The sequence below is a fragment of the Flavobacterium sp. genome (assembly GCF_027482425.1).
Taxonomy (GTDB): Bacteria; Bacteroidota; Bacteroidia; order Flavobacteriales; family Flavobacteriaceae; genus Flavobacterium.
Map to the genome: position 1 here is coordinate 1 of NZ_JAIXWA010000077.1, position 20,129 is coordinate 20,129.

Annotated in this window: 19 protein-coding genes; 17 read left to right on the plus strand and 2 right to left on the minus strand. The window is 40.5% G+C overall.

All coding sequences use genetic code 11. The annotated features are described in order from the left end of the window. The 5 genes from Q0037_RS11090 to Q0037_RS11110 form a co-directional block, all read left to right on the plus strand. Positions 1 to 814 (plus strand): AAA family ATPase (locus Q0037_RS11090; RefSeq protein ID WP_297518355.1); only part of this gene is annotated, 814 nt, incomplete at its 5' end. Positions 815 to 892: 78 nt separating this feature from the next. Beyond that, positions 893 to 2,257, plus strand: a complete 1,365-nt coding sequence (rimK, locus tag Q0037_RS11095; RefSeq protein WP_297518357.1) for a 30S ribosomal protein S6--L-glutamate ligase — start codon at positions 893 to 895, stop codon at positions 2,255 to 2,257. After that, a complete protein-coding gene (locus tag Q0037_RS11100) occupies positions 2,248 to 2,616 on the plus strand; it encodes a DUF1304 domain-containing protein (protein WP_297518360.1) in 369 nt (122 codons plus the stop codon). Before rimK ends, Q0037_RS11100 begins: the two co-directional genes overlap by 10 nt. A 179-nt stretch (positions 2,617 to 2,795) precedes the next feature. Beyond that, positions 2,796 to 4,958: a carboxypeptidase-like regulatory domain-containing protein gene (locus Q0037_RS11105; protein ID WP_297518362.1), complete on the plus strand. Its 2,163-nt coding sequence runs from the start codon at positions 2,796 to 2,798 to the stop codon at positions 4,956 to 4,958. A 4-nt stretch (positions 4,959 to 4,962) separates the two neighbouring features. Beyond that, a complete protein-coding gene (locus Q0037_RS11110) occupies positions 4,963 to 6,129 on the plus strand; it encodes an OmpA family protein (RefSeq protein ID WP_297518364.1) in 1,167 nt (388 codons plus the stop codon). A 6-nt stretch (positions 6,130 to 6,135) separates the two neighbouring features. Here the strand turns inward: Q0037_RS11110 and hutH are convergent, their stop codons facing one another. Further along, a complete protein-coding gene (hutH, locus tag Q0037_RS11115; protein ID WP_297518366.1) occupies positions 6,136 to 7,635 on the minus strand; it encodes a histidine ammonia-lyase in 1,500 nt (499 codons plus the stop codon). A gap of 163 nt (positions 7,636 to 7,798) precedes the next feature. Between hutH and Q0037_RS11120 the strand changes: the two genes are divergently transcribed. The 7 genes from Q0037_RS11120 (at position 7,799) to Q0037_RS11150 (ending at position 14,583) form a co-directional block, all read left to right on the plus strand. Then, the gene (locus Q0037_RS11120; RefSeq protein ID WP_297518368.1) at positions 7,799 to 7,963 is read left to right on the plus strand and encodes a hypothetical protein; all 165 of its coding nucleotides are present in this window, start codon (positions 7,799 to 7,801) and stop codon (positions 7,961 to 7,963) included. Positions 7,964 to 8,361: 398 nt separating this feature from the next. After that, on the plus strand, positions 8,362 to 9,423 hold the full coding sequence (locus tag Q0037_RS11125; RefSeq protein ID WP_297518370.1) for an ATP-binding protein: 1,062 nt from the start codon (positions 8,362 to 8,364) through the stop codon (positions 9,421 to 9,423). Beyond that, positions 9,416 to 10,093: a response regulator transcription factor gene (locus tag Q0037_RS11130; RefSeq protein ID WP_297518372.1), complete on the plus strand. Its 678-nt coding sequence runs from the start codon at positions 9,416 to 9,418 to the stop codon at positions 10,091 to 10,093. The genes Q0037_RS11125 and Q0037_RS11130 overlap by 8 nt, the downstream gene beginning before the upstream one ends. A gap of 147 nt (positions 10,094 to 10,240) precedes the next feature. Then, entirely contained in the window at positions 10,241 to 12,217 is a 1,977-nt protein-coding gene (locus tag Q0037_RS11135; protein ID WP_297518374.1) for a KUP/HAK/KT family potassium transporter, read from the plus strand. Next, entirely contained in the window at positions 12,204 to 12,485 is a 282-nt protein-coding gene (locus Q0037_RS11140; protein ID WP_297518376.1) for a hypothetical protein, read from the plus strand. Before Q0037_RS11135 ends, Q0037_RS11140 begins: the two co-directional genes overlap by 14 nt. A gap of 15 nt (positions 12,486 to 12,500) precedes the next feature. Continuing rightward, a complete protein-coding gene (locus tag Q0037_RS11145) occupies positions 12,501 to 13,829 on the plus strand; it encodes an outer membrane beta-barrel protein (protein ID WP_297518378.1) in 1,329 nt (442 codons plus the stop codon). Positions 13,830 to 13,866: 37 nt separating this feature from the next. Then, the gene (locus tag Q0037_RS11150; protein WP_297518380.1) at positions 13,867 to 14,583 is read left to right on the plus strand and encodes a hypothetical protein; all 717 of its coding nucleotides are present in this window, start codon (positions 13,867 to 13,869) and stop codon (positions 14,581 to 14,583) included. Between the two features lie 28 nt (positions 14,584 to 14,611). On the opposite strand, the gene Q0037_RS11155 is transcribed toward Q0037_RS11150, so the two are convergent. Beyond that, positions 14,612 to 15,784 (minus strand): proline dehydrogenase family protein, encoded by a 1,173-nt coding sequence (locus Q0037_RS11155; RefSeq protein WP_297518382.1) that lies wholly within the window; start codon positions 15,782 to 15,784, stop codon positions 14,612 to 14,614. An 86-nt stretch (positions 15,785 to 15,870) separates the two neighbouring features. Here Q0037_RS11155 and aroB point away from each other — a divergent pair, with 86 nt between their 5' ends. From aroB to Q0037_RS11180, 5 genes are all read left to right on the plus strand, one after another. Further along, complete coding sequence (gene aroB / locus Q0037_RS11160; protein ID WP_297518384.1) at positions 15,871 to 16,932, plus strand: 3-dehydroquinate synthase; 1,062 nt, start codon at positions 15,871 to 15,873, stop codon at positions 16,930 to 16,932. Between the two features lie 55 nt (positions 16,933 to 16,987). After that, the gene (locus Q0037_RS11165) at positions 16,988 to 17,161 is read left to right on the plus strand and encodes a hypothetical protein (protein WP_297518386.1); all 174 of its coding nucleotides are present in this window, start codon (positions 16,988 to 16,990) and stop codon (positions 17,159 to 17,161) included. A gap of 64 nt (positions 17,162 to 17,225) precedes the next feature. Further along, entirely contained in the window at positions 17,226 to 18,626 is a 1,401-nt protein-coding gene (locus Q0037_RS11170; protein ID WP_297518388.1) for an arginine decarboxylase, read from the plus strand. Positions 18,627 to 18,701: 75 nt separating this feature from the next. Next, on the plus strand, positions 18,702 to 19,676 hold the full coding sequence (locus Q0037_RS11175) for a deoxyhypusine synthase family protein (RefSeq protein WP_297518390.1): 975 nt from the start codon (positions 18,702 to 18,704) through the stop codon (positions 19,674 to 19,676). A gap of 9 nt (positions 19,677 to 19,685) precedes the next feature. After that, positions 19,686 to 20,105: a DNA primase gene (locus Q0037_RS11180; RefSeq protein WP_297518392.1), complete on the plus strand. Its 420-nt coding sequence runs from the start codon at positions 19,686 to 19,688 to the stop codon at positions 20,103 to 20,105. Positions 20,106 to 20,129 lie beyond the last annotated feature (24 nt).

Here is a 20,129-nt window from a genome sequence, read left to right on the forward strand (position 1 = left end):
TGGAGTTGGAAAAACACAATTGGCAAAAGTATTGGCCAAAGAATTGTTTGATTCTGAAGATGCCTTAGTGCGCATCGACATGAGCGAGTACATGGAGAAATTTGCCATTTCTCGTTTAATTGGTGCGCCTCCAGGCTATGTGGGTTATGAAGAAGGCGGTCAGTTGACAGAAAAAGTGCGCCGTAAACCCTATTGTGTAGTACTGTTGGACGAAATTGAAAAAGCACACCCCGATGTGTTCAATATGATGCTACAGGTTTTGGATGATGGCTATTTGACCGATAGTTTGGGACGAAAAATAGACTTCAAAAATACCATCATCATAATGACTTCCAATGTGGGAGCACGACAGTTGAAGGATTTCGGTCAAGGGGTTGGATTTGGAACGGCCGCAAAAGTCGCCCAAGCCGATGATCATTCGAAAAGTATTATCGAAAATGCATTGAAGAAAACCTTTGCGCCTGAATTTTTGAATCGTATTGATGACGTGATTGTCTTTAATTCATTGGAAAAAGAAGATATTGATAAAATTATTGAAATCGAATTGTCCAAATTGTATGCGCGTATTGCCGATTTAGGATACACGCTTTCCTTATCCGATACAGCCAAAGCATTTATTGCTGACAAAGGTTTTGACAGACAATTTGGAGCTCGACCGTTGAAAAGAGCCATTCAAAAGTATGTTGAAGATGCGCTTGCCGAGGAAATCATCACCGCCAAGATTAATTCAGGCGACGAGATTTTTATGGACATTGAAGAAGGAGCCGAAGAATTATCGGTAACCGTTCAAAAAAAGGGCGAAACAACAAATTAATCATTTCATAACTTTAAAAACGAACCACGAGTAATCGAAATCATTTATTTCGTTTCTTCGTGGTTTATTTTTTTTATCATGCAAAAACTCATCTTAGGTTCGGAAGAATGGTGTGGGTTTCCACAGTTGGGACTTCCTACTATAAAAGCGCGCGTCGATTCGGGAGCAAAAACCTCAGCGCTACATGCGGTCAATATTGCGCCTTTTCAAAAAGAGGGCGAAACTTGGGTAAAATTTGACATCAATCCTATACAAAAAAATCAAAAAACAATCATTCATTGTGAGGCCAAAGTGGTCGACAAACGGGTGGTTAAAAGCTCGAGCGGCTATCGCGAACAGCGCTATGTTATCCAGACCGATTTGCAATTGGGTGACGAGTATTGGTCGGTAGAAGTTACCTTGACCAATCGTGATTCCATGGGATTTCGAATGTTATTGGGACGTGAAGCGATGAGTGGTCGGATTTTGGTCGATCCAGAACAGAAATACTTGTTGGGCGAACCCACTACAGAATACCTCAAGGAAATTTACCAAAAAGCGGTGGCACAACGAACCGGTTTACGCATTGGTTTGTTGGCCAGTAATCCTGAACTCTACAGTAACCGCCGTATCATGGAAGCGGGGGAAATGCGGGGCCATGAAATGCATTTTTTGAATATCAAAGAATGTTATATGAAACTCGATGCGGTCAAACCTGAAATTCATTACCGCGGTGGTAAAATATTGGACAATTTCGATGCGATTATTCCGCGTATTCGTCCCAGCATTACCTTTTATGGCTGTGCGCTCACCCGGCAATTTGAGGCGATGAAAGTGTATTGCTTAAACTCAGCCAAAGCCATCACCCAATCCCGAGACAAATTGTATTCATTACAACTATTACTCCACCACGGCGTCGATATCCCAACTACAGGTTTTGCCAATTCGCCTTTGGATACCGATGATTTGATAAAAATGGTGGGCGGCACTCCATTGATTGTCAAACTTTTGGAAGGAACACAAGGAAAAGGAGTGGTTTTGGCCGAAACCAAAAAAGCCGCAGAATCGGTAATTAATGCCTTCAAAAGTTTGAATGCCAATATCTTGGTACAAGAATTCATCAAAGAAGCCGATGGAAAGGATTTACGCTTGTTTGTTGTCGATGGTAAAGTAGTAGCCGCCATGCAACGGGAAGCCGCTCCAGGGGAATTTAGGGCTAATATTCATATGGGGGGAACCGCCTCTGTGGTCAAAGTGACTCCCGAAGAAAAACGCATTGCCATCAAAGCCGCCAAAGCGATGGATTTGAAAGTGGCCGGCGTGGACATCATTCGCTCTTCCAAAGGGCCACTTTTGTTGGAAGTGAATTCTTCTCCAGGTTTGGAGGGCATTGAAGGAGCGACGAACAAAGATATTGCGGGAGAAATGATTAAATCAATAGAAAAGAATTTCAAATGGAAATAGTTTCAAAAGGCCTTATTGCAGCCATAGCGTTGTTGCACGGCTACATATTATGGTTGGAAATGTTTGCTTGGACGACCCAAGCCAAAAAAGTTTTTAAAAGCCTTCCTGAAGATTTGTTTGAAAAAACGAAGGTCATGGCTGCCAATCAAGGACTTTACAACGGATTTTTGGCCGCAGGATTACTGTGGTCGCTGGCCATTACGGATCCGATTTGGAGTAAAAATGTGGCCTTATTTTTCTTAATCTGTGTGTTCATCGCAGGATTGTACGGCGCAGCTACGGCCAGTAAACGAATTTTTTATGTGCAAAGTGTTCCCGCTTTGTTGGGGATTTTAAGTGTATTGTTTCGGGAATTTTAGTTAGAACGACCCCCTTCGATTCAGCCCCGATGGGAGCGGCATCCCCCGATCAATATCGGGGATACAGCGTACAGCGGGTGGGGATGGAATAGTACGACTAATTGGGTTGCTGCCACAAAAAAGAACAGCACTTTCCAACCTTTTGGTGTTCGATACACTCTTTACTAAAAAACGAATGTATGCAACGAATTCCAACCTCCCTCTCCTATTTTTGCTGCCTTATATGGGCGCTTTTTGTAATGCCTTCTGCCTGGTGTCAAACGCTACGCGGCACGATTGAAAGCGACAAACTGCAAGATAAATCGGGCATCGAAATCATTAATCTAAATAATAATCACGCCACGGTGACCTCGACAACGGGAACGTTTGTGATTAAAGGAAAGAGAAATGATGTGCTTCGCCTCATCACTCCGAATCGAAACTACAGGGTAATTGCCAAAGATACAGACGATTGGACGATTGCCATTGCAAAATTGGAACGTCAAATCATCAAACAAGAAAAAAAGCAACAATTAAAAGAAGATCGCCTCGATCGACGAGCCAAACAACGTAGTCATCGACGTTACGCTCGGGTCAAAAAAATCCAACGGATTGAAGTCAACAATCATGAACGGTATGATAATCCGTTTAAAAACCCAGTGATTGGACGTGTATTTGACGCCACGGGTTCGCTCCCCGGCGCAACGGTTCAAATTAAAGGAACAACCAAGGGCGTGTATACTGATATTGAGGGGTATTATGGCATCGATGCAAAAATGGGTGACGTATTAATCATTTCATTTTTAGGTTACCGTCCCGTCGAAATAAAAGTAACCCATCCGATTATGAATGTGGTGCTTGAAGACGCTTCTGTGACTTTGGAAGAGGTGGTAGTATTGCCCTATCATTCGACAAAAATAAAAAGAATTTCAAGCATTTCCGATTTGGCAATGGCTCCCAAAAAAGTGGCCGTTGCTGAGGTCGAAACGAAGCCCGCGGCACCCTCTACCTCGGGATCAAGCAGTACTTCAATGCCCAAAGCGGGACAATTAACCGCTACCGAAGTCAACGACTTTAGTCACTACACCTATTGGCAAGGCCTTACCGAAAACGAACTGAATCAATGGAAGAATTACTGGAAAATCTGTCCCAAGCATCGCTATTCATTGGTCCTAAAAAATGAAAAAGGGTACCCAATCGTAAATAAAAAAGTACGGTTGCAATCGGGAGCAACTACATTATGGACGGCCCGCACCGACAACACGGGTAGCGCTGAATTATGGAAAATGCCCGAAACTGAAGATAGTGCCGTGGGAACGGGACTTCAAATCACAGATGAATCAGGTACCGTATTATGTATTAATCCCAAAGAATTTCACGACGGCATCAATAGCTATACCTTTCAAAACGAATGCACATACCAATCCAAAATCAACATTGGATTTATGATTGATGCTACGGGCTCTATGGGAGACGAAATCAACTATTTACAATCGGAATTATATGATGTCATCGAAAGAACAAAACAACAGCTACCTGATGCCATTGTGGCGATGAGTAGTTTATTTTACCGCGACATAGGTGACGATTATGTGGTAAAAAACTTTGATTTTACGACTGCGATTCCCAACGTGATACAATTTATCAAAAAACAAAGCGCTGGTGGCGGCGGGGATTATCCTGAAGCTGTCATTGAAGGCTTGGAGCATGCTATTCACCAGATGAGTTGGGAGGACGATGCGACTTCAAGACTCCTTTTTGTGGTATTGGATGCACCGCCACACTACTCGGAGGCCACCATTAAAAAACTTCATCTCTTGGGGCGACAAGCAGCCGAAAAAGGCATTCGAATTATTCCTCTAGCCGCTAGTGGTATCGACAAATCGACCGAATATTTGATGCGCGCTTTGGCTTTGGAAACCAATGGAACCTACCTCACGTTGACCAACCACAGTGGCATTGGCGAAAATCACATCACACCCTCGGCAGAAAGTAGTAAAGTGGAAATGCTGAATGAACTGTTGCTACGAATTATACAGCAATTTAGTGCCGTAAATCATTGCGATCAAGAGGAAAAAGACTTTGCACAAAACACACTTTTGGATGAACAAAGTGCTAAAGATAAGCCCGTTACGTTTACGTATGCGCCCAACCCCACAACCGATGTGGTCACCCTTCGTGTGGACCAGCCCACAAGCGAAGTCTTTTTATTCGACACTACAGGAAAATTAATTTTTTACCGAACGGAATCGGCTACTGAATACACATTGAACCTGACCGGATTACCCAATGCAGTGTATTACTTAAAAATAAGGATTGGGGAACAAACCCGATATGGAAAAATAATCAAACAAAACGAATAGCTACATGAAAAATTTCTTACTACGGGTGGTATTGAATAGCCTTGTTTTGGGTTCGGTTTGGGCACAACGCGCAACTGAAAAATCGGAAACCACGCTCTATTTTGACACCAACCAATTTCGACTCACCGCTTTGCACCAAAAGCAATTGGATTCACTTTTTCCGTATAACAAGGGAATAGGTTTAAAACATGAATTTCACGTTACAGGGTATACGGATGAAACAGGACCGCTTGCCTACAATCAGTGGCTCTCAATACAACGTGCTACTTCGGCAGCGGACTATTTACGTCAGAAAGGGATTGAGGAATTCGAATTAGTTTACAAAGGCGGTGGTATTTGTTCATTTTTTGATTCAAATGCCAAGCAACGAAGCGTAGCTATCGAACACCGACGTATTCGTGGCTGTGGATTGATGGAGGAAACGATGGATACGATTGCCTTTGAAGAACCGTATTTCAAAAACATTGCGGCCTATTTTACTAGCGAATATATGATTCGCGACCATGTATTTGCCATTGATAGCAACGAAAGATTGATTAAAACGGCCGGAATGTATTTGTTTGAACCGAATGAAGACTTCTTTAAAACCGTTAACGCCAATACGATGGTGCGCTTTTGTTTTCCATTGGCCAAAGGCAAAAAATTTGACCCTGACATGAAGGTTTGGCGTTTGGTATTGAATGAGAAAGGGGAAAAAAGATGGGAAGAAACTGCGGTTCCCGTGCAATTTAATGCCCAAACGAATTGCTATGAAACTTTTATGAATTGCTTCTATTTGCGGGGACAACGAGGCATCAATATTGACAAAGATAATCGTGAACTGGAAATCGAAATTTCATTTTATAAAAATGTCGATACCCGGGAAGTCGAACTCACCGATGCTGATTTTTCAGCTGTCGATGAAAAAAGAAACATAACGGTCTATCAATTTGTGGGATTAACAATTCAAGAATCGGGTTATTTTAAAGGAAAATTTAGAAAAAATGGTGTTGAACACGAATTGAGTTTTCCGTTAACCAGTTGCACCAAAACGGAACATCCCGACGGACGAAAAAGCTATCACCTTACGGAGAAAAGTCATTTTTGGGTCGATGGCAAGGAATTCAACGGGCCTCGGAATCTTTGGCAACGTGTAGGCGATTGGTTTCGGAAAAAACAAGAGCCGTTGTAAGCACTACTATTCCATATCAATCACAAAACTGCTCAAAAACGCTACCGATTTTTCGATATCGTAATGCAAAATTCGATCGACTTCTACTAGCGGCACTTCTTCGCGATAGGATTTTATGAAACTTTCCAAAAACTCACTACTGCGTAAAGGACGACGGAATTCAATGGCCTGAGAGGCATTCATTAACTCAATCGCTAAAATACGTTCCAAATTGTCAACAATGCGTAAAGCTTTTGTTGCGGCATTTGAACCCATACTCACATGGTCTTCTTGTCCGTTGCTCGACACAATACTATCTACCGAAGCGGGAGTGGCCAGTTGTTTATTCTGACTCACGATACTTGCCGCCGTATATTGCGGAATCATAAATCCAGAATTGAGTCCGGGATCATTGACTAAGAAAGCCGGCAAACCGCGTAATCCTGAAATCAATTGATAGGTACGGCGTTCAGAGATATTTCCGATTTCGGCTAAGGCTATACCCATAAAATCCAGCGCTAAGGCCAAGGGTTGCCCATGAAAATTCCCCCCTGAGATGATTTTATCACTTTCGCGGAAGATATTGGGATTATCGGTTACCGAATTGATTTCCGTTTTAAACACTTTTTTTACATAGTCTAAGGCATCTTTACTCGCCCCGTGGACTTGAGGAATACAACGGAAGGAATACGGATCTTGTACATGTTGTTTGGGTTGCCCAATGATTTCGCTGCCTTCCAACAAATCGCGCATGCGTTCAGCCGTCGTCACCTGTCCTTTGTGCGGGCGAACATAATGAATCAAATCATCAAAAGGTTCGATACGTCCGTCAAAAGCTTCTAAAGAAATGGCAGCAACCACATCCGCTAAATACGAAAGTTTCAACGCTTTTAACAACACATAACACCCGTATGCACTCATGAATTGCGTCCCGTTCAATAATGCCAAACCTTCTTTAGACTGAAGCACAATCGGTTCCCAACCTTTGTTTTGTAACACTTTGACCGCGGGTTGGCGAAAACCGTCCACATACACTTCACCTTCACCAATCAAGGGTAAACATAAATGGGCCAACGGTGCTAAATCACCACTGGCACCCAATGAGCCTTGTTCGTAGACTACTGGAAGTATATCATGGTTATAAAAGTCAATCAAGCGTTCTACCGTTGCTAATTGCACACCCGAATGGCCATAGCTCAACGATTGTACTTTCAACAAAAGCATCAATTTGACAATATCATGAGGAACTTCGGGTCCGGTACCACAAGCATGTGACTTCATCAAGTTCACTTGCAATTGCGATAAGTTGTCATTGGAAATTTTGACATTACATAACGACCCAAATCCGGTATTTATCCCGTAAATAGGGTCACTTTGCGCCGCCATTTTTTCATCCAAATACGTACGGCATTTTTGAATGTTTACTTTCGCATCCTCCGATAAAGTCAATTTTTTGCCTTGATGAATGATTTCGTGCAATTGTTCTAAAGTCAAAACCTCCGAACTGATGTAATGTTGGGTATCCATTGAACCTAATTTGTGCCCAAAATTCAACAAACCCATTAGATTATGCAACAAAATCTTTTGATTTTTATTGACATATCCCTAAAAACTGTCCAAAAAAAAAGAATTTGTTAATAATTTAAATTTCGATAACGATAAACTATTTTTAACATTTGCAAAAGTTGGATTGTTTGCTAAAAATGGGAACCTTCAAGCACTTTTGGTGGCCATCAATGGGAATGACACAGTACCTGAATCTTTCACCACAGGAATTTATACCATTGAGCCATCGCAACCGACGATTTCTAATGCTTTGAATGTAGCGAATTTGAGCACCTTTTTACGCATTTAAGCCTTATATAGCCGTTTAAATATTGTACTTAATGACTTTTCGTTCTACTTGTAAACCAATGACCAAATACGAGAGGCGATGCAAACCAACTAATCTAAATCGGGTTACATCGCTTAGCCGCATGATACTATAGTGTATTTAGGCTTGTAGCTCGAACTTAAAAAACATCGTAAAGCGGCGGGCCATTTTTGAAAAAGCCCATCTGATAAAGTTTTTAAAAGAAGTAGAATCTACATTACAAATCAAACTCCTATGTACTGAATCTATTTCTCAACTTTTACCCTTAGAAAAAAGTGAAAATGCATATTGCACGCTATGTAGCTAAAAAAAGTTTTTGGAGCAAATGAATCGATGATTAATTTATATTTTCTTTACACTATTCTGGCTAATTTTGCAGTATGAAACAAACGAATTCGGTGAAACAACTGGTATCTGGGGGACTTATTTTAATGCTAGTTTGTTTGCCGTGCTTTATTTTTCGTGACGTTTTAGGCCATCGCGTGGTTGCTTTGCTTTTGCTTATGACCGTTTCTATTATGGCCATGACCTTCGAAATCATTCCTATTTTGGTATTGGCTGCACTGAGTGCCTTAGTTTGGAATTTCTTTTTTATTCCTCCTTTATTCACCTTTCACATTTCCAGTCCCGAAGACATTTTACTCTTCACCATGTATTTTATCATTGCCATGGTGAATGTGGTGTTCATGCGTCGTATTCGGAGAATGGAGCAAAAAAACCAAGAGCAAGCCCAGAAAGAACGTACACTAATCTTATATTCGACCTTTTTCAATTCCCTTTCCCATGAATTACGCACGCCGATTGCAACCATTATTGGTTCAGCAGAAACATTGCAATCGTTCAAAACAAAATTAGCAGAAAAGGAAGAGTCGGAATTGTTACAGCAAATTGAATCGGCGGGACACCAATTGCATTTGCAAGTGAATAACATTTTAAATGTAAGTCGGTTAGAATCGGGTTTGTTAGCTCCTAAAATGGAATGGTGTGATGTAAATGATATCATACAAAGTGCGCTTCAAAATCATTTCCCCAATCAAAATCGTATAGAATTTCATGTGAATGAACATCTTCCTTTATGCCAAACAGATGCGGGATTGTGGGAACAAATCATATTGAATGTTTTAAAAAATGCCTTACTGTATACTTCGGGTGCGGTATGGATTGATGTTTGGGTTGAAAATAACCAGTTAACACTCACAATTACCGACGAAGGTTCGGGTATACCTGAGGAACACTTGACGTCCGTTTTTGAAAAATTTTATCGATTGTCCCATACTCAAACGGGAGGAACAGGTTTGGGTTTATCGATAGTTAAAGGCTATATTGAGGTTTTACAAGGAGCCGTGAAAGCCGAAAACCGTAAAGTCCCATCGAGAGGATTACAAGTTACCTTGCAAATTCCGGTAGCAACCAATTATGTGAATCAGTTGAAAAATGAATAATGCGAGGATTTTAATCATTGATGACGAACCCCAGATTCGGCGTTTGCTTGAAATCACGTTAGAGAACAGTGATTACAAAGTAATGTTAGCAGAAAACGGAAAACAAGGCATTCTTTTGGCGGCCAACCACAATCCCGATTTAATTCTGTTGGATTTGGGCTTGCCCGATCAAAGTGGCCATGACGTACTGCGTGAATTACGATTATGGTACCAAAAGCCTGTTTTTATTATTTCCGCATTAGACCAAGAAGCGGATGTTGTCAAAGCCTTAGACCAAGGTGCCAACGATTATTTGACCAAACCCTTTCGTACGGCAGAATTACAAGCACGCATTCGTTCGGCACTGCGTAGTCAGCAATCGACTAATGGTGCAACTGTATACATTTCGGGCGAACTAGAAGTCGATTTAACGGCCCATACAGCAAAAAAAGCTGGGGAAATAATCAAACTGACCGTTACAGAATTTACATTACTAGCCCTTTTAATCAAAAATGAAGGCCGTGTACTCACCCATCAATTCATTTTAAAAGAAATTTGGGGCGTGGGGGCACAAACAGAAACACAGTATTTACGTGTATTTGTGGGAACCCTTCGCAAAAAAATCGAATCCAATTCCAACAAACCCGAACATATCCTCACCGAAAGTGGCGTGGGCTATCGGTTTGTTTGAATATTTTAAATTTTAAATTATAAATTTTAAATTATAAATTAAGTTTAAAACCATTTCCTCTTTATATAATCTTTATACGCCGCTCCTATTTCTTTAGATTTTACCAATAGATGACGCCCGAACTTTGTCCCATCAAAGTTAATCGTCATGAATACAAAGCAAACGCTTTCACAAAAAGTTACTTTAGCCTCCGTTTTGGTGGCACTCGGAATTATTTATGGGGACATCGGAACGAGTCCGCTCTATGCCTTACGCGCGGTCATGGGCGACCGCAAAATCGAAGAAATTTTAGTCTATGGAGGTGTATCCGCAATTTTTTGGACACTCACCTTACAAACATCAATCAAATACATTTGGCTTACATTAAAAGCCGACAACAATGGCGAAGGAGGCATCTTTTCACTCTATGCCTTGGTACGACGCTATGGCAAAAAACTAGTCATACCTGCTATTTTGGGAGCCACAACACTCCTCGCGGATGGAATTATCACGCCACCCATTTCAGTAGCTTCGGCGGTGGAAGGTTTGGGTATGGTCAAAGGATTTGAAAACACCATTGTCGCGGGGAATTCAATGACCATTGGAATTGTCATTGTTATTCTTTCCTTACTCTTTTTCTTCCAACGCTTTGGAACACATATCATCGGACGCTTCTTTGGACCCGTTATGTTGGTTTGGTTTGGTATGCTATTCCTATTGGGCTTACATCAAATCACGTATCATCCAGAGATATTAAAAGCCTTAAATCCTTATTATGCCTATGAAATGCTGAGTCAGTATCCTGCAGGATTCTGGTTGTTGGGTTCGGTTTTCTTATGTACTACAGGTGCTGAAGCCTTATACTCAGATTTAGGACATTGTGGATTGAAAAACATTCGCATCAGTTGGGTTTTTGTAAAAATAAGTTTGGTTGTCAACTATCTGGGACAAGCGGCTTGGATGATGCATCAAAAGAGTGATTTTTTGGATGGAAAAAATCCGTTTTATGAAATTGTCCCCGATTGGTTCTTGCTGCCTTCAATTATCATTGCAACCATGGCTACCGTAATTGCTTCTCAAGCCTTAATCAGCGGAAGTTATACCCTCATCAATGAAGCGATGAACTTAAATTTTTGGCCGCGTGTGGCAGTGCGCCAACCTTCAGAACTTAAGGGACAAATTTATATTCCCTCCGTCAATACGGTATTGTGGTTTGGATGTGTATTGATGATTCTCTATTTCCGTTCTTCGGAACACATGGAGGCCGCTTATGGTTTTTCCATTACCATTACAATGATGATGACTACCGTTTTATTAGGTTATTTCCTGTATTATCGTTTGAAATGGCAACGTTGGCAAGTGATTGGTTTATTGGCGTTGTTCAGTATTGTTGAAACCTCATTTTTTGTCGCTAATGTAGCTAAAATCAAAGAGCGTTGGATGTTTTTATTTTTCGAACTAGGGATATTCATAGTGATGTATATTTGGTATGAAGCCCGAAAAATTCACAATCGGTACACGCGTTTCTCCGAATTGGGACAGTATACTCAATTGTTACAAGAGCTTAGCGAAGATGACTCTATACCAAAAACAGCAACTCATTTAGTGTATTTAACCAAAGCAGACCGAAGAACACAAATTGAGGAAAAAATCATAAAATCAATTTTTAGCAAAAAACCAAAACGTGCCGATGTCTACTGGTTCCTTCATCTCAATCGCACCAATGACCCTTATACCTTGAACTATACAGTATCTGAGCTTATCGACGATAAAGTCATAAAGGTAAACATCAATATCGGTTTCCGTATACAACCCAAAACCGAATTGCTTTTTAAGAAAATTGTAAACGATTTGGTAGAATGTAAGGAACTCAATCTGCACATTCGTCCCGATGGTTCGACCAAATACAATAGCGAACCCGATTTTAAATTTATAGTTATTGAAAAATATTTATCGGTTGAAAATGAATTTTCAATTCGAGACGGCATTTTACTAAACAGTTATTACTACATGAAACACTTGGGCATTAGTGATGAAAAAGCCTTTGGTTTGGATAAAAGTGATGTCATTGTAGAGGATGTACCGCTTGTATATCAACCTGCAGCACCGTTTGAACTTCATCGTGAGCATAATGGAAACGGATAAATCTCGAATCTTATACGAACAACTAGAAGGTTTAAAGGAATTGAAAGTTCGATTGGAGTTGCACAACGGCCAACATTATTGTGGCGTTTTCACCGGATTTTATCATGGAACCCGTCATTTTGTAGAGCGTTGGGACTTCCATGAAGTGGATCCATTTGCGCCTACACCTACAATAATTCAACTACTCCAATTGGAAGGCATTACGATAAAACACGAAGAAATTAGTTCTGTTTTTCTATTTGAAAATCAAATACATATCTACTTTTAATTTATTATATTGTTTATGAAAATCAAACACATTCTAGGAAGTTTGTGCTTCACTATGATTGCCCAAGCACAAACCGATTCCACAAAAATCCCTTTTGAAAATTACAACCTTCGCTGGATAAACGGTCAAAACCGACAAAACGATTTTCCATTACAATTGAAAGATAAAAATGGCGAAACCGTTGTTACGGGTGTCGTCTATTTGGATGGGTATTTTAATTACAATTTTAATCAACCCAAAGACAATACACAAACGATTTCTGCAGTTACAGGTCGCACCAACGAATTTAGTATTGCTTTGGCAAGTATAGGTTTGGAAACCAATTACAAAAACACTATTGGTCGATTGTGGTTACAAACCGGAAGTATGCTTCATATTATCCAAGAAACAGACGGTTCGGTCAACCGTGGTCGGAATACAGGAACTGGAAATTTAAAGTTTATTCGCGAGGCCGCCGCAGGGTATCACTTTGATATCAATCATGGATTGAATTTTGAAATGGGGATTTTTATGAGTTATATCGGACTAGAAAGCTACATAACCCAAGAAAATTGGAGCTACCAACGCAGTATGGTGTGTGATTTTACCCCATTTTACTTTCAAGGCGCTCGCGTGCAATATTTCCCCACCAAAAACTACCGAACCGAATTATGGTTGCTCAACGGTTGGCAAACCTACAATAGTTGGAGTAAAAGTCCGGGAATTGGGAATTCAAACTATTACCGACCCCACGAAAATATTCAGTTGGTAGCCAATTTTTATTTAGGTAGAGATAGCCGAAATCCCGATGGCAGTCTGTCCGATGTAGTGCGTTTTCATCATGATAATAGTGTAGTGTATCGCTATTATCGTCCTAAAAATAAAAAACAGGGGATTTCCCAAGCCGCTTTTAGTTTGAACAACCATTACGGATTTCAAAATGGCTCAGGCGTGTCTAGAAAATCTAACTTTATGGCAGGAAGTTCCCTAGCACATCGCATTTGGTGGAATGACAATCGACTCGCCTTAACCACCCGTGCCGATTATGTCACTAACCCTGGAAGCTACTTAGCTTTTACTCCTGCACAAACCACGACAACTCCGAATAACTATGAAATTGCAATGACTAATGGAGAAAAGTTACGTTTATTTCAAACGAGTGCTACGTTTGACTGGATGCCCAACGATTTTGTTACTTTTCGACTAGAATACAATTACCGTAAATCCAACGTACCCTATTTTGCTGCAAGAGGGGGCACAACTTCCCCTACGGGATTTGCCGATGCACCTGTCCCCGATAACTGGACAGCCGATTTAAAAAAAGAGGAACATCGATTAATCTTCGCGATTAATTTTAGAATGTAATAAAAATAGAATGTCGGAGTTATAATAAAAACGTATTATGCAACTCCGACATTTACTTTTGTGCTTTCCTTTATGGATAAGCTGTCAAAATACACCTGCAACACCTATAACGTTGGAAAAAGTGACACTAGAACCAGCTTCCTTGCGTTTTACAAAGCCCTCCCAAAGAAGTTATTCCCAAGAAAAGAAGGTGGTGAAAGACCTGAAAAATGCTCTTAATGCAGCGTTCTCTAACGAAGAAACGTCTCGTGTTTTTACAGCCATTATGGTGCATCACCTCATTCCGTATTGGGTTGGAACGCCATGGTCATTTGATGGGCATCCCGAGCAACCCGGAACGCAACCGGTGGCGTGTAGCTACTTTGTGGCAACGGTGCTCCGCGATGCAGGGGTTACTCTTAATCGTTACCGAATGGCGCAATTGGGTCCCGAAGATGAGGCACGCTATTTGAGTGAAAAAGACCCTTACCTCACCTTGACATTTTCTGATGCAGATTCAGGTAAAAAAATGTTAGCTGAAAAAATTCCCGAGGGTATTCATTTCATCGGATTTGGCGACATTCATGTGGGTTTCATTTACCGCAAAGGCAATCAAATGACATTTATTCATTCGTATTATAAGAACACTATCGGAGTGATTATTGACCCCATAGAAAACTCACCATTATGGGAGGTTTGCAACCGTTTTTATGTGTATCCATTATCGGGGAATGCCCCGTTTTTAACCCGTTGGAAAACAAAAAAAGCGGCCTAAAAAACCGCTATACTATATAAATCTTCACTTATCGATCTAATTTTCGTCGTTCGCGTTCGGTCTTCAACAGGTTCAATTCGCGACTCGTTTGTCCCGCCACAGAGGTATTCTCTTCGGCACGACGAATCAGATAAGGCATCACATCACGTACGGGTCCAAAGGGCAGGTATTTCGCCACATTATAGCCTTGACTGGCAAGATTGTAACTGATATTGTCACTCATGCCATACAATTGGCCAAACCAAATGCGAGGGTCATTTTTGGCAATACCTTTTTGTTCCATACTGGCCATTAATTTATACGAGCTTTCTTCATTATGCGTCCCTGCAAAAATGGCCATTCGGTCTAAATGTATCATCATGTAGTCTACAGCCGTATCATAATTGGCATCGGTAGCGGCTTTATCGGCACAAATAGGCGTTGGATACCCGTGCTGTTGCGCTCGATTGTTTTCTTTTTCCATATAGGCGCCACGCACCAACTTCATACCAATATAAAACCCATCGTTTTCAGCCTTAGCATGCAATTGTTTTAAATACTCCATACGATCCCAACGGTATAGTTGCAAGGTATTAAAAACGATGGCTTTCTTTTGGTTGTAGCGGCGCATCATTTCTTCAACGATTGCATCGGCGGCATCTTGCATCCAACTTTCTTCGGCGTCAATCAATAAGGCGACGTCTTTCGCACAGGCCGTTTTACAAATAATATCAAATCGCTCTTGCACGCGATTCCATTCGGAACGTTCCGCTTCAGTGAGCGGATGTTTTAATCCCACTTTTTCATACAAGGCTATGCGACCCAATCCCGTAGGTTTAAAAACGGCAAAAGGAATTGCACTTCGTTCTTTGGCGAAATCAACGGTTTTCAACGTCATATTCAAAGCGGCATCAAATTGTGCCTCTTCCTCTTTTCCTTCGACAGAATAATCCAAGACCGAAGAAACCCCTTTGGTATACATTTTGTCAACCACCGAAAGGCAATCGACTTCAGTAGTTCCACCGCAAAAATGGTCAAACACCGTAGCGCGGATCAATCCTTCTACCGGTAAATGCGCTTTGATGGCAAAATTGGTAACCGCTGTTCCAATGCGAACTAAGGGTTGGCTGGCAATCATTTTAAACAAAAAATAAGCCCGATCCAACTCGGTGTCGGTCTTCAAACTGAAGGCAACTTCTGTATTGTTAAATATCTTCTCCATAGTGGTTTGAAAGTACACAAATGTATCAATTTCTAGGTGAAAAAAAACCAAAAAATGGTGTATTTTTGGACTCAAAATTGACAATAATGCAAGCAATCATGGCTAATGGGTATCCCATTGAATTTAACGAAGCGGGATATTCCGCGCTGAATCAATACATTACCCAAAAAAAATATTCAACAGTATTTGTTTTGACCGATACTCACAGCCATGAATACTGTGCTCCCCACTTTTTATCGCTGCTTGAAACGACAGCACCTGTTGAAATTATTGAAATCGAACCGGGAGAGTCGATGAAAACGATACAAACCTGTATGGAGTTGTGGACCTTACTCACTGAGATGGGCGCTGATCGGAAGTCTTTATTAATCAATCTTGGCGGTGGCGTAATCACCGATTTAGGGGGATTTGTAGCGGCTACTTTCAAACGGGGAATTGATTTTATTCATGTCCCCACCACCTTATTGGGCATGGTAGATGCCGCTATTGGTGGCAAGAATGGCGTAGATTTAGGATTGCTCAAAAATCAAGTGGGTGTGATTCATAATCCCAAACTCCTGCTTATTGACAGTACCTATTTACAAACACTTCCTGCTCGTCAAATGCGATCAGGTTTGGCAGAAATGTTCAAACACGGTTTGATTCACGATGCGCTCTATTGGGCACAGTTGAGTCACTTAAGCAATTTGGACCTAACCGATTTAGACGCTTTAATTCACCGTTCTGTTGCCATAAAAAATGAAATCGTTTCCCAAGACCCCACCGAAAATGGAATTCGCAAAGCACTCAATTTTGGACACACATTGGGACATGCAATTGAAAGTCATTATTTAAATTCAGACACGCCCCTATTACATGGGGAAGCCATTGCACTAGGAATGCTCATGGAAGCTTTTATCTCACACCAAAAAGGGTACCTTTCAGCGGTTGATTTATTGGGAATAAAAACCACATTACAACCAATTTTCGACCCCTTTCCCATTACCGAAGAAGACCAACACTACATCCGAGAATATTTGATTCACGACAAGAAAAATGAATACGGTCAAATTCAGTTTGCATTGTTGGAGGGAATCGGGAAAACGAAACTTCACGAAACAGTTGAAAACGAATTAATTACAGCAGCTTTCGACTTCTTAAACAACTGATATTTTTTTTGAAAATTATTGTAAATCGATTTTATTATTTTTTACATTTGCGGGGATGAATAAAAATGTTAAAGCCGCTGTAGATTCGCACCGTATCGACCTTTGTAAATCGATACCTCAAGGTGCTATTGCTTCTTTTTTTATTCCTAAATTCGACTGTTTTTTTCACATCCAACTTTCAGATTACACCATGGACTTATCGATTGTCTATGAAAATTTACGCGTTTGAAAAATTAAAAACGTTTACTAAGCATTTGCATTTGTTTTTAATTTAATCTTTTTCAAACGGTAAAATGAATACTAAATATTTCGACTTAATAAATCAAACCTTTTATTTTCCTCAAGAAGAGTTCACGCTTAACAAAGACACCCTTCTTTTTCACAATATTGACTTGATGAAATTGGTAGAGGAGTATGGTACTCCGCTAAAATTCACTTACCTACCGCAAATTTCCAGCAACATCAACAAAGCCAAAGGTTGGTTTCGTAAAGGCATGGAAAAAATTGGGTACGAAGGAAAATACTATTATTGTTATTGCACCAAAAGTTCGCACTTCGAGTTCATCATGAATGAAGCGTTTAAAAACAACATTCATATTGAAACGTCTTCAGCAATTGACATTAATATTGTTGAAAAGCTTTTGGAAAATGGCAAAATCAACAAGAACACTTATGTGGTTTGCAACGGTTTCAAACGCGATGCTTATGTAGAAAACATCGCTCGTTTGATCAACAACGGCCACAATAAAACGATTCCTGTCATTGACAATTATGAGGAATTGGATTTGTTGCAAGAGCAAATCAAGGGAAAATTCAAAATAGGAATTCGCATTGCTGCCGAAGAAGAACCAAAATTTGAGTTCTATACTTCTCGTTTGGGCATTGGGTACAAGGATATTGTTCCATTTTACCGTAAGCAAATTCAAGAAAATAAGAAAGTGGAGTTGAAAATGCTACACTTCTTTATCAATACGGGAATTCGCGATACGGCCTATTATTGGAATGAATTGCTCAAGTGTATGAAAGTATACATTGCCCTCAAGAAGGAATGTCCCACACTCGACAGCTTAAATATTGGTGGTGGGTTTCCGATTAAAAATTCGCTTGCTTTTGAATACGACTACCAATATATGGTGGACGAGATTTTGAATCAAATCAAAATTGCCTGTGATGATGCCGAGGTGGAAGTCCCGCATATATTTACCGAATTTGGTTCGTTTACAGTGGGCGAAAGCGGTGGAGCAATTTACCAAGTCCTTTACCAAAAGAAACAAAACGATCGGGAAAACTGGAATATGATTGACAGTTCGTTTATCACGACACTTCCCGATCCTTGGGCGATTAACAAACGTTTTGTGATGCTGGCGGTCAACCGATGGAATGACACCTACGAACGCGTATTGCTGGGAGGTATGACATGTGATAGCGATGATTATTACAATTCTGAACAGCACATGAACGCGGTGTATTTGCCGAAATACAATAAAGAAAAGCCTTTGTATATTGGTTTCTTTAACACTGGAGCGTACCAAGAAACGATTGGTGGGTTTGGCGGATTACACCACTGTTTGATTCCGCAACCCAAACACATTCTTATTGATCGGGATGAAAATGGCATCATTGCAACAGAGGTTTTTTCACCCCAACAAACCTCCGATGATGTATTGAAAATACTGGGGTATGATAAAAAATAAATTTTCGTTTGAAGTTTTAAAAAAATAGTTTTTCTTTGACACCAAGCAAACTACCAAACCTAGAACAACGCTACCATGAGTAAAGGCCCTATTAGTCAATTTATTGAAAACAACTTCTTGCATTTTAATGCGGCAGCTTTAGTTGATGCTGCAAAGGGATATGAAGCCCATTTGTTGGAAAATGGAAAAATGATGATCACCTTGGCAGGTGCAATGAGTACCGCAGAATTAGGAAAATCATTGGCTGAAATGATTCGTCAAGATAAAGTGCATATTATTTCATGTACAGGCGCTAACTTGGAGGAAGACATCATGAATTTGGTAGCACATAATTCGTATAAACGCGTTCCTAACTACCGGGATTTGTCACCTCAAGAGGAATGGGATTTGTTGGAAAACCACTACAATAGAGTAACTGATACCTGTATCCCTGAAGAAGAAGCTTTTCGCCGCTTACAGTCCCATCTATTTAATATTTGGAATAAAGCCGACAAAAACAATGAGCGTTATTTCCCGCATGAATTTATGTACCAAATGATATTATCTGGGGATTTGGAGCAATACTATGAAATTGATCCAAAGAATTCATGGATGGTTGCAGCCGCTGAAAAAAATCTACCCATTGTTGTGCCTGGATGGGAAGACAGCACCATGGGGAACATCTTTGCCTCGTATTGTATTAAAGGAGAATTTAAACCTACCACGATGAAAAGTGGGGTTGAATATATGATGTGGTTAGCCGATTGGTATACCCAAAACTGCGCCGGAAAAGGTGTTGGTTTTTTCCAAATTGGAGGAGGTATTGCCGGTGACTTCCCCATTTGTGTAGTTCCGATGTTGTATCAAGACATGGAAATGCACGACGTGCCCTTCTGGAGTTATTTCTGCCAGATTTCTGACTCAACTACGAGTTACGGCTCCTATTCTGGGGCTGTACCGAATGAAAAAATCACTTGGGGGAAATTGGATATAACAACTCCTAAATTTATTGTAGAATCCGATGCTACTATTGTTGCACCGCTTATCTTTGCTTACCTGTTAGATTTATAAAACCTACTTATGAGACGAGTAATTGTTGATTACGCCAAACTAACCAGCGATATTTTGAACCTTTTGGTCGAAAAATTCCCCGATGGATACGATGATTCCGACATCATTCGTTTTCGAAATGCCCAGAACGAATTGGTAGAAGCGGTTGAAGTCCGCACAGAAGACACTATTTATTTGGTAAAGGTGAGTACTAAATTAGCTTCACGTATGGAGAAATTTGAAGATGAAGAAGAAGATCTTGATGCTGTTATCGAACCTATTGCTCCAGTTAAAGGAGTCGATTTGGATGATGATGATGACATGGCGGGTGAGGAAGAGGAAGAAGATGTTGACTTGTTAAAAGACAAAGGTGGTTCAGATGATGAGGAAGATGATGATGAAGAAGATGATTTCGAACCTTCAGAGAGTTATGATGATGAAGACGAGTAAGTAGAATTATGAGTAATAAATGAC

Bases quoted from the DNA above. Each gene is read 5' to 3' on its own strand.
- Q0037_RS11125 (WP_297518370.1), top strand. From the start codon at position 8,362: ATGAAACAAACGAATTCGGTGAAACAACTGGTATCTGGGGGACTTATT.
- rimK (WP_297518357.1), top strand. From the start codon at position 893: ATGCAAAAACTCATCTTAGGTTCGGAAGAATGGTGTGGGTTTCCACAG.
- Q0037_RS11110 (WP_297518364.1), top strand. From the start codon at position 4,963: ATGAAAAATTTCTTACTACGGGTGGTATTGAATAGCCTTGTTTTGGGT.
- Q0037_RS11135 (WP_297518374.1), top strand. From the start codon at position 10,241: ATGAATACAAAGCAAACGCTTTCACAAAAAGTTACTTTAGCCTCCGTT.
- hutH (WP_297518366.1), bottom strand. From the start codon at position 7,635: ATGGATACCCAACATTACATCAGTTCGGAGGTTTTGACTTTAGAACAA.
- Q0037_RS11155 (WP_297518382.1), bottom strand. From the start codon at position 15,784: ATGGAGAAGATATTTAACAATACAGAAGTTGCCTTCAGTTTGAAGACC.
- Q0037_RS11150 (WP_297518380.1), top strand. From the start codon at position 13,867: ATGCAACTCCGACATTTACTTTTGTGCTTTCCTTTATGGATAAGCTGT.
- Q0037_RS11140 (WP_297518376.1), top strand. From the start codon at position 12,204: ATGGAAACGGATAAATCTCGAATCTTATACGAACAACTAGAAGGTTTA.
- Q0037_RS11130 (WP_297518372.1), top strand. From the start codon at position 9,416: ATGAATAATGCGAGGATTTTAATCATTGATGACGAACCCCAGATTCGG.
- Q0037_RS11145 (WP_297518378.1), top strand. From the start codon at position 12,501: ATGAAAATCAAACACATTCTAGGAAGTTTGTGCTTCACTATGATTGCC.
- Q0037_RS11165 (WP_297518386.1), top strand. From the start codon at position 16,988: ATGAATAAAAATGTTAAAGCCGCTGTAGATTCGCACCGTATCGACCTT.
- Q0037_RS11180 (WP_297518392.1), top strand. From the start codon at position 19,686: ATGAGACGAGTAATTGTTGATTACGCCAAACTAACCAGCGATATTTTG.
- Q0037_RS11175 (WP_297518390.1), top strand. From the start codon at position 18,702: ATGAGTAAAGGCCCTATTAGTCAATTTATTGAAAACAACTTCTTGCAT.
- Q0037_RS11170 (WP_297518388.1), top strand. From the start codon at position 17,226: ATGAATACTAAATATTTCGACTTAATAAATCAAACCTTTTATTTTCCT.
- Q0037_RS11100 (WP_297518360.1), top strand. From the start codon at position 2,248: ATGGAAATAGTTTCAAAAGGCCTTATTGCAGCCATAGCGTTGTTGCAC.
- aroB (WP_297518384.1), top strand. From the start codon at position 15,871: ATGCAAGCAATCATGGCTAATGGGTATCCCATTGAATTTAACGAAGCG.
- Q0037_RS11105 (WP_297518362.1), top strand. From the start codon at position 2,796: ATGCAACGAATTCCAACCTCCCTCTCCTATTTTTGCTGCCTTATATGG.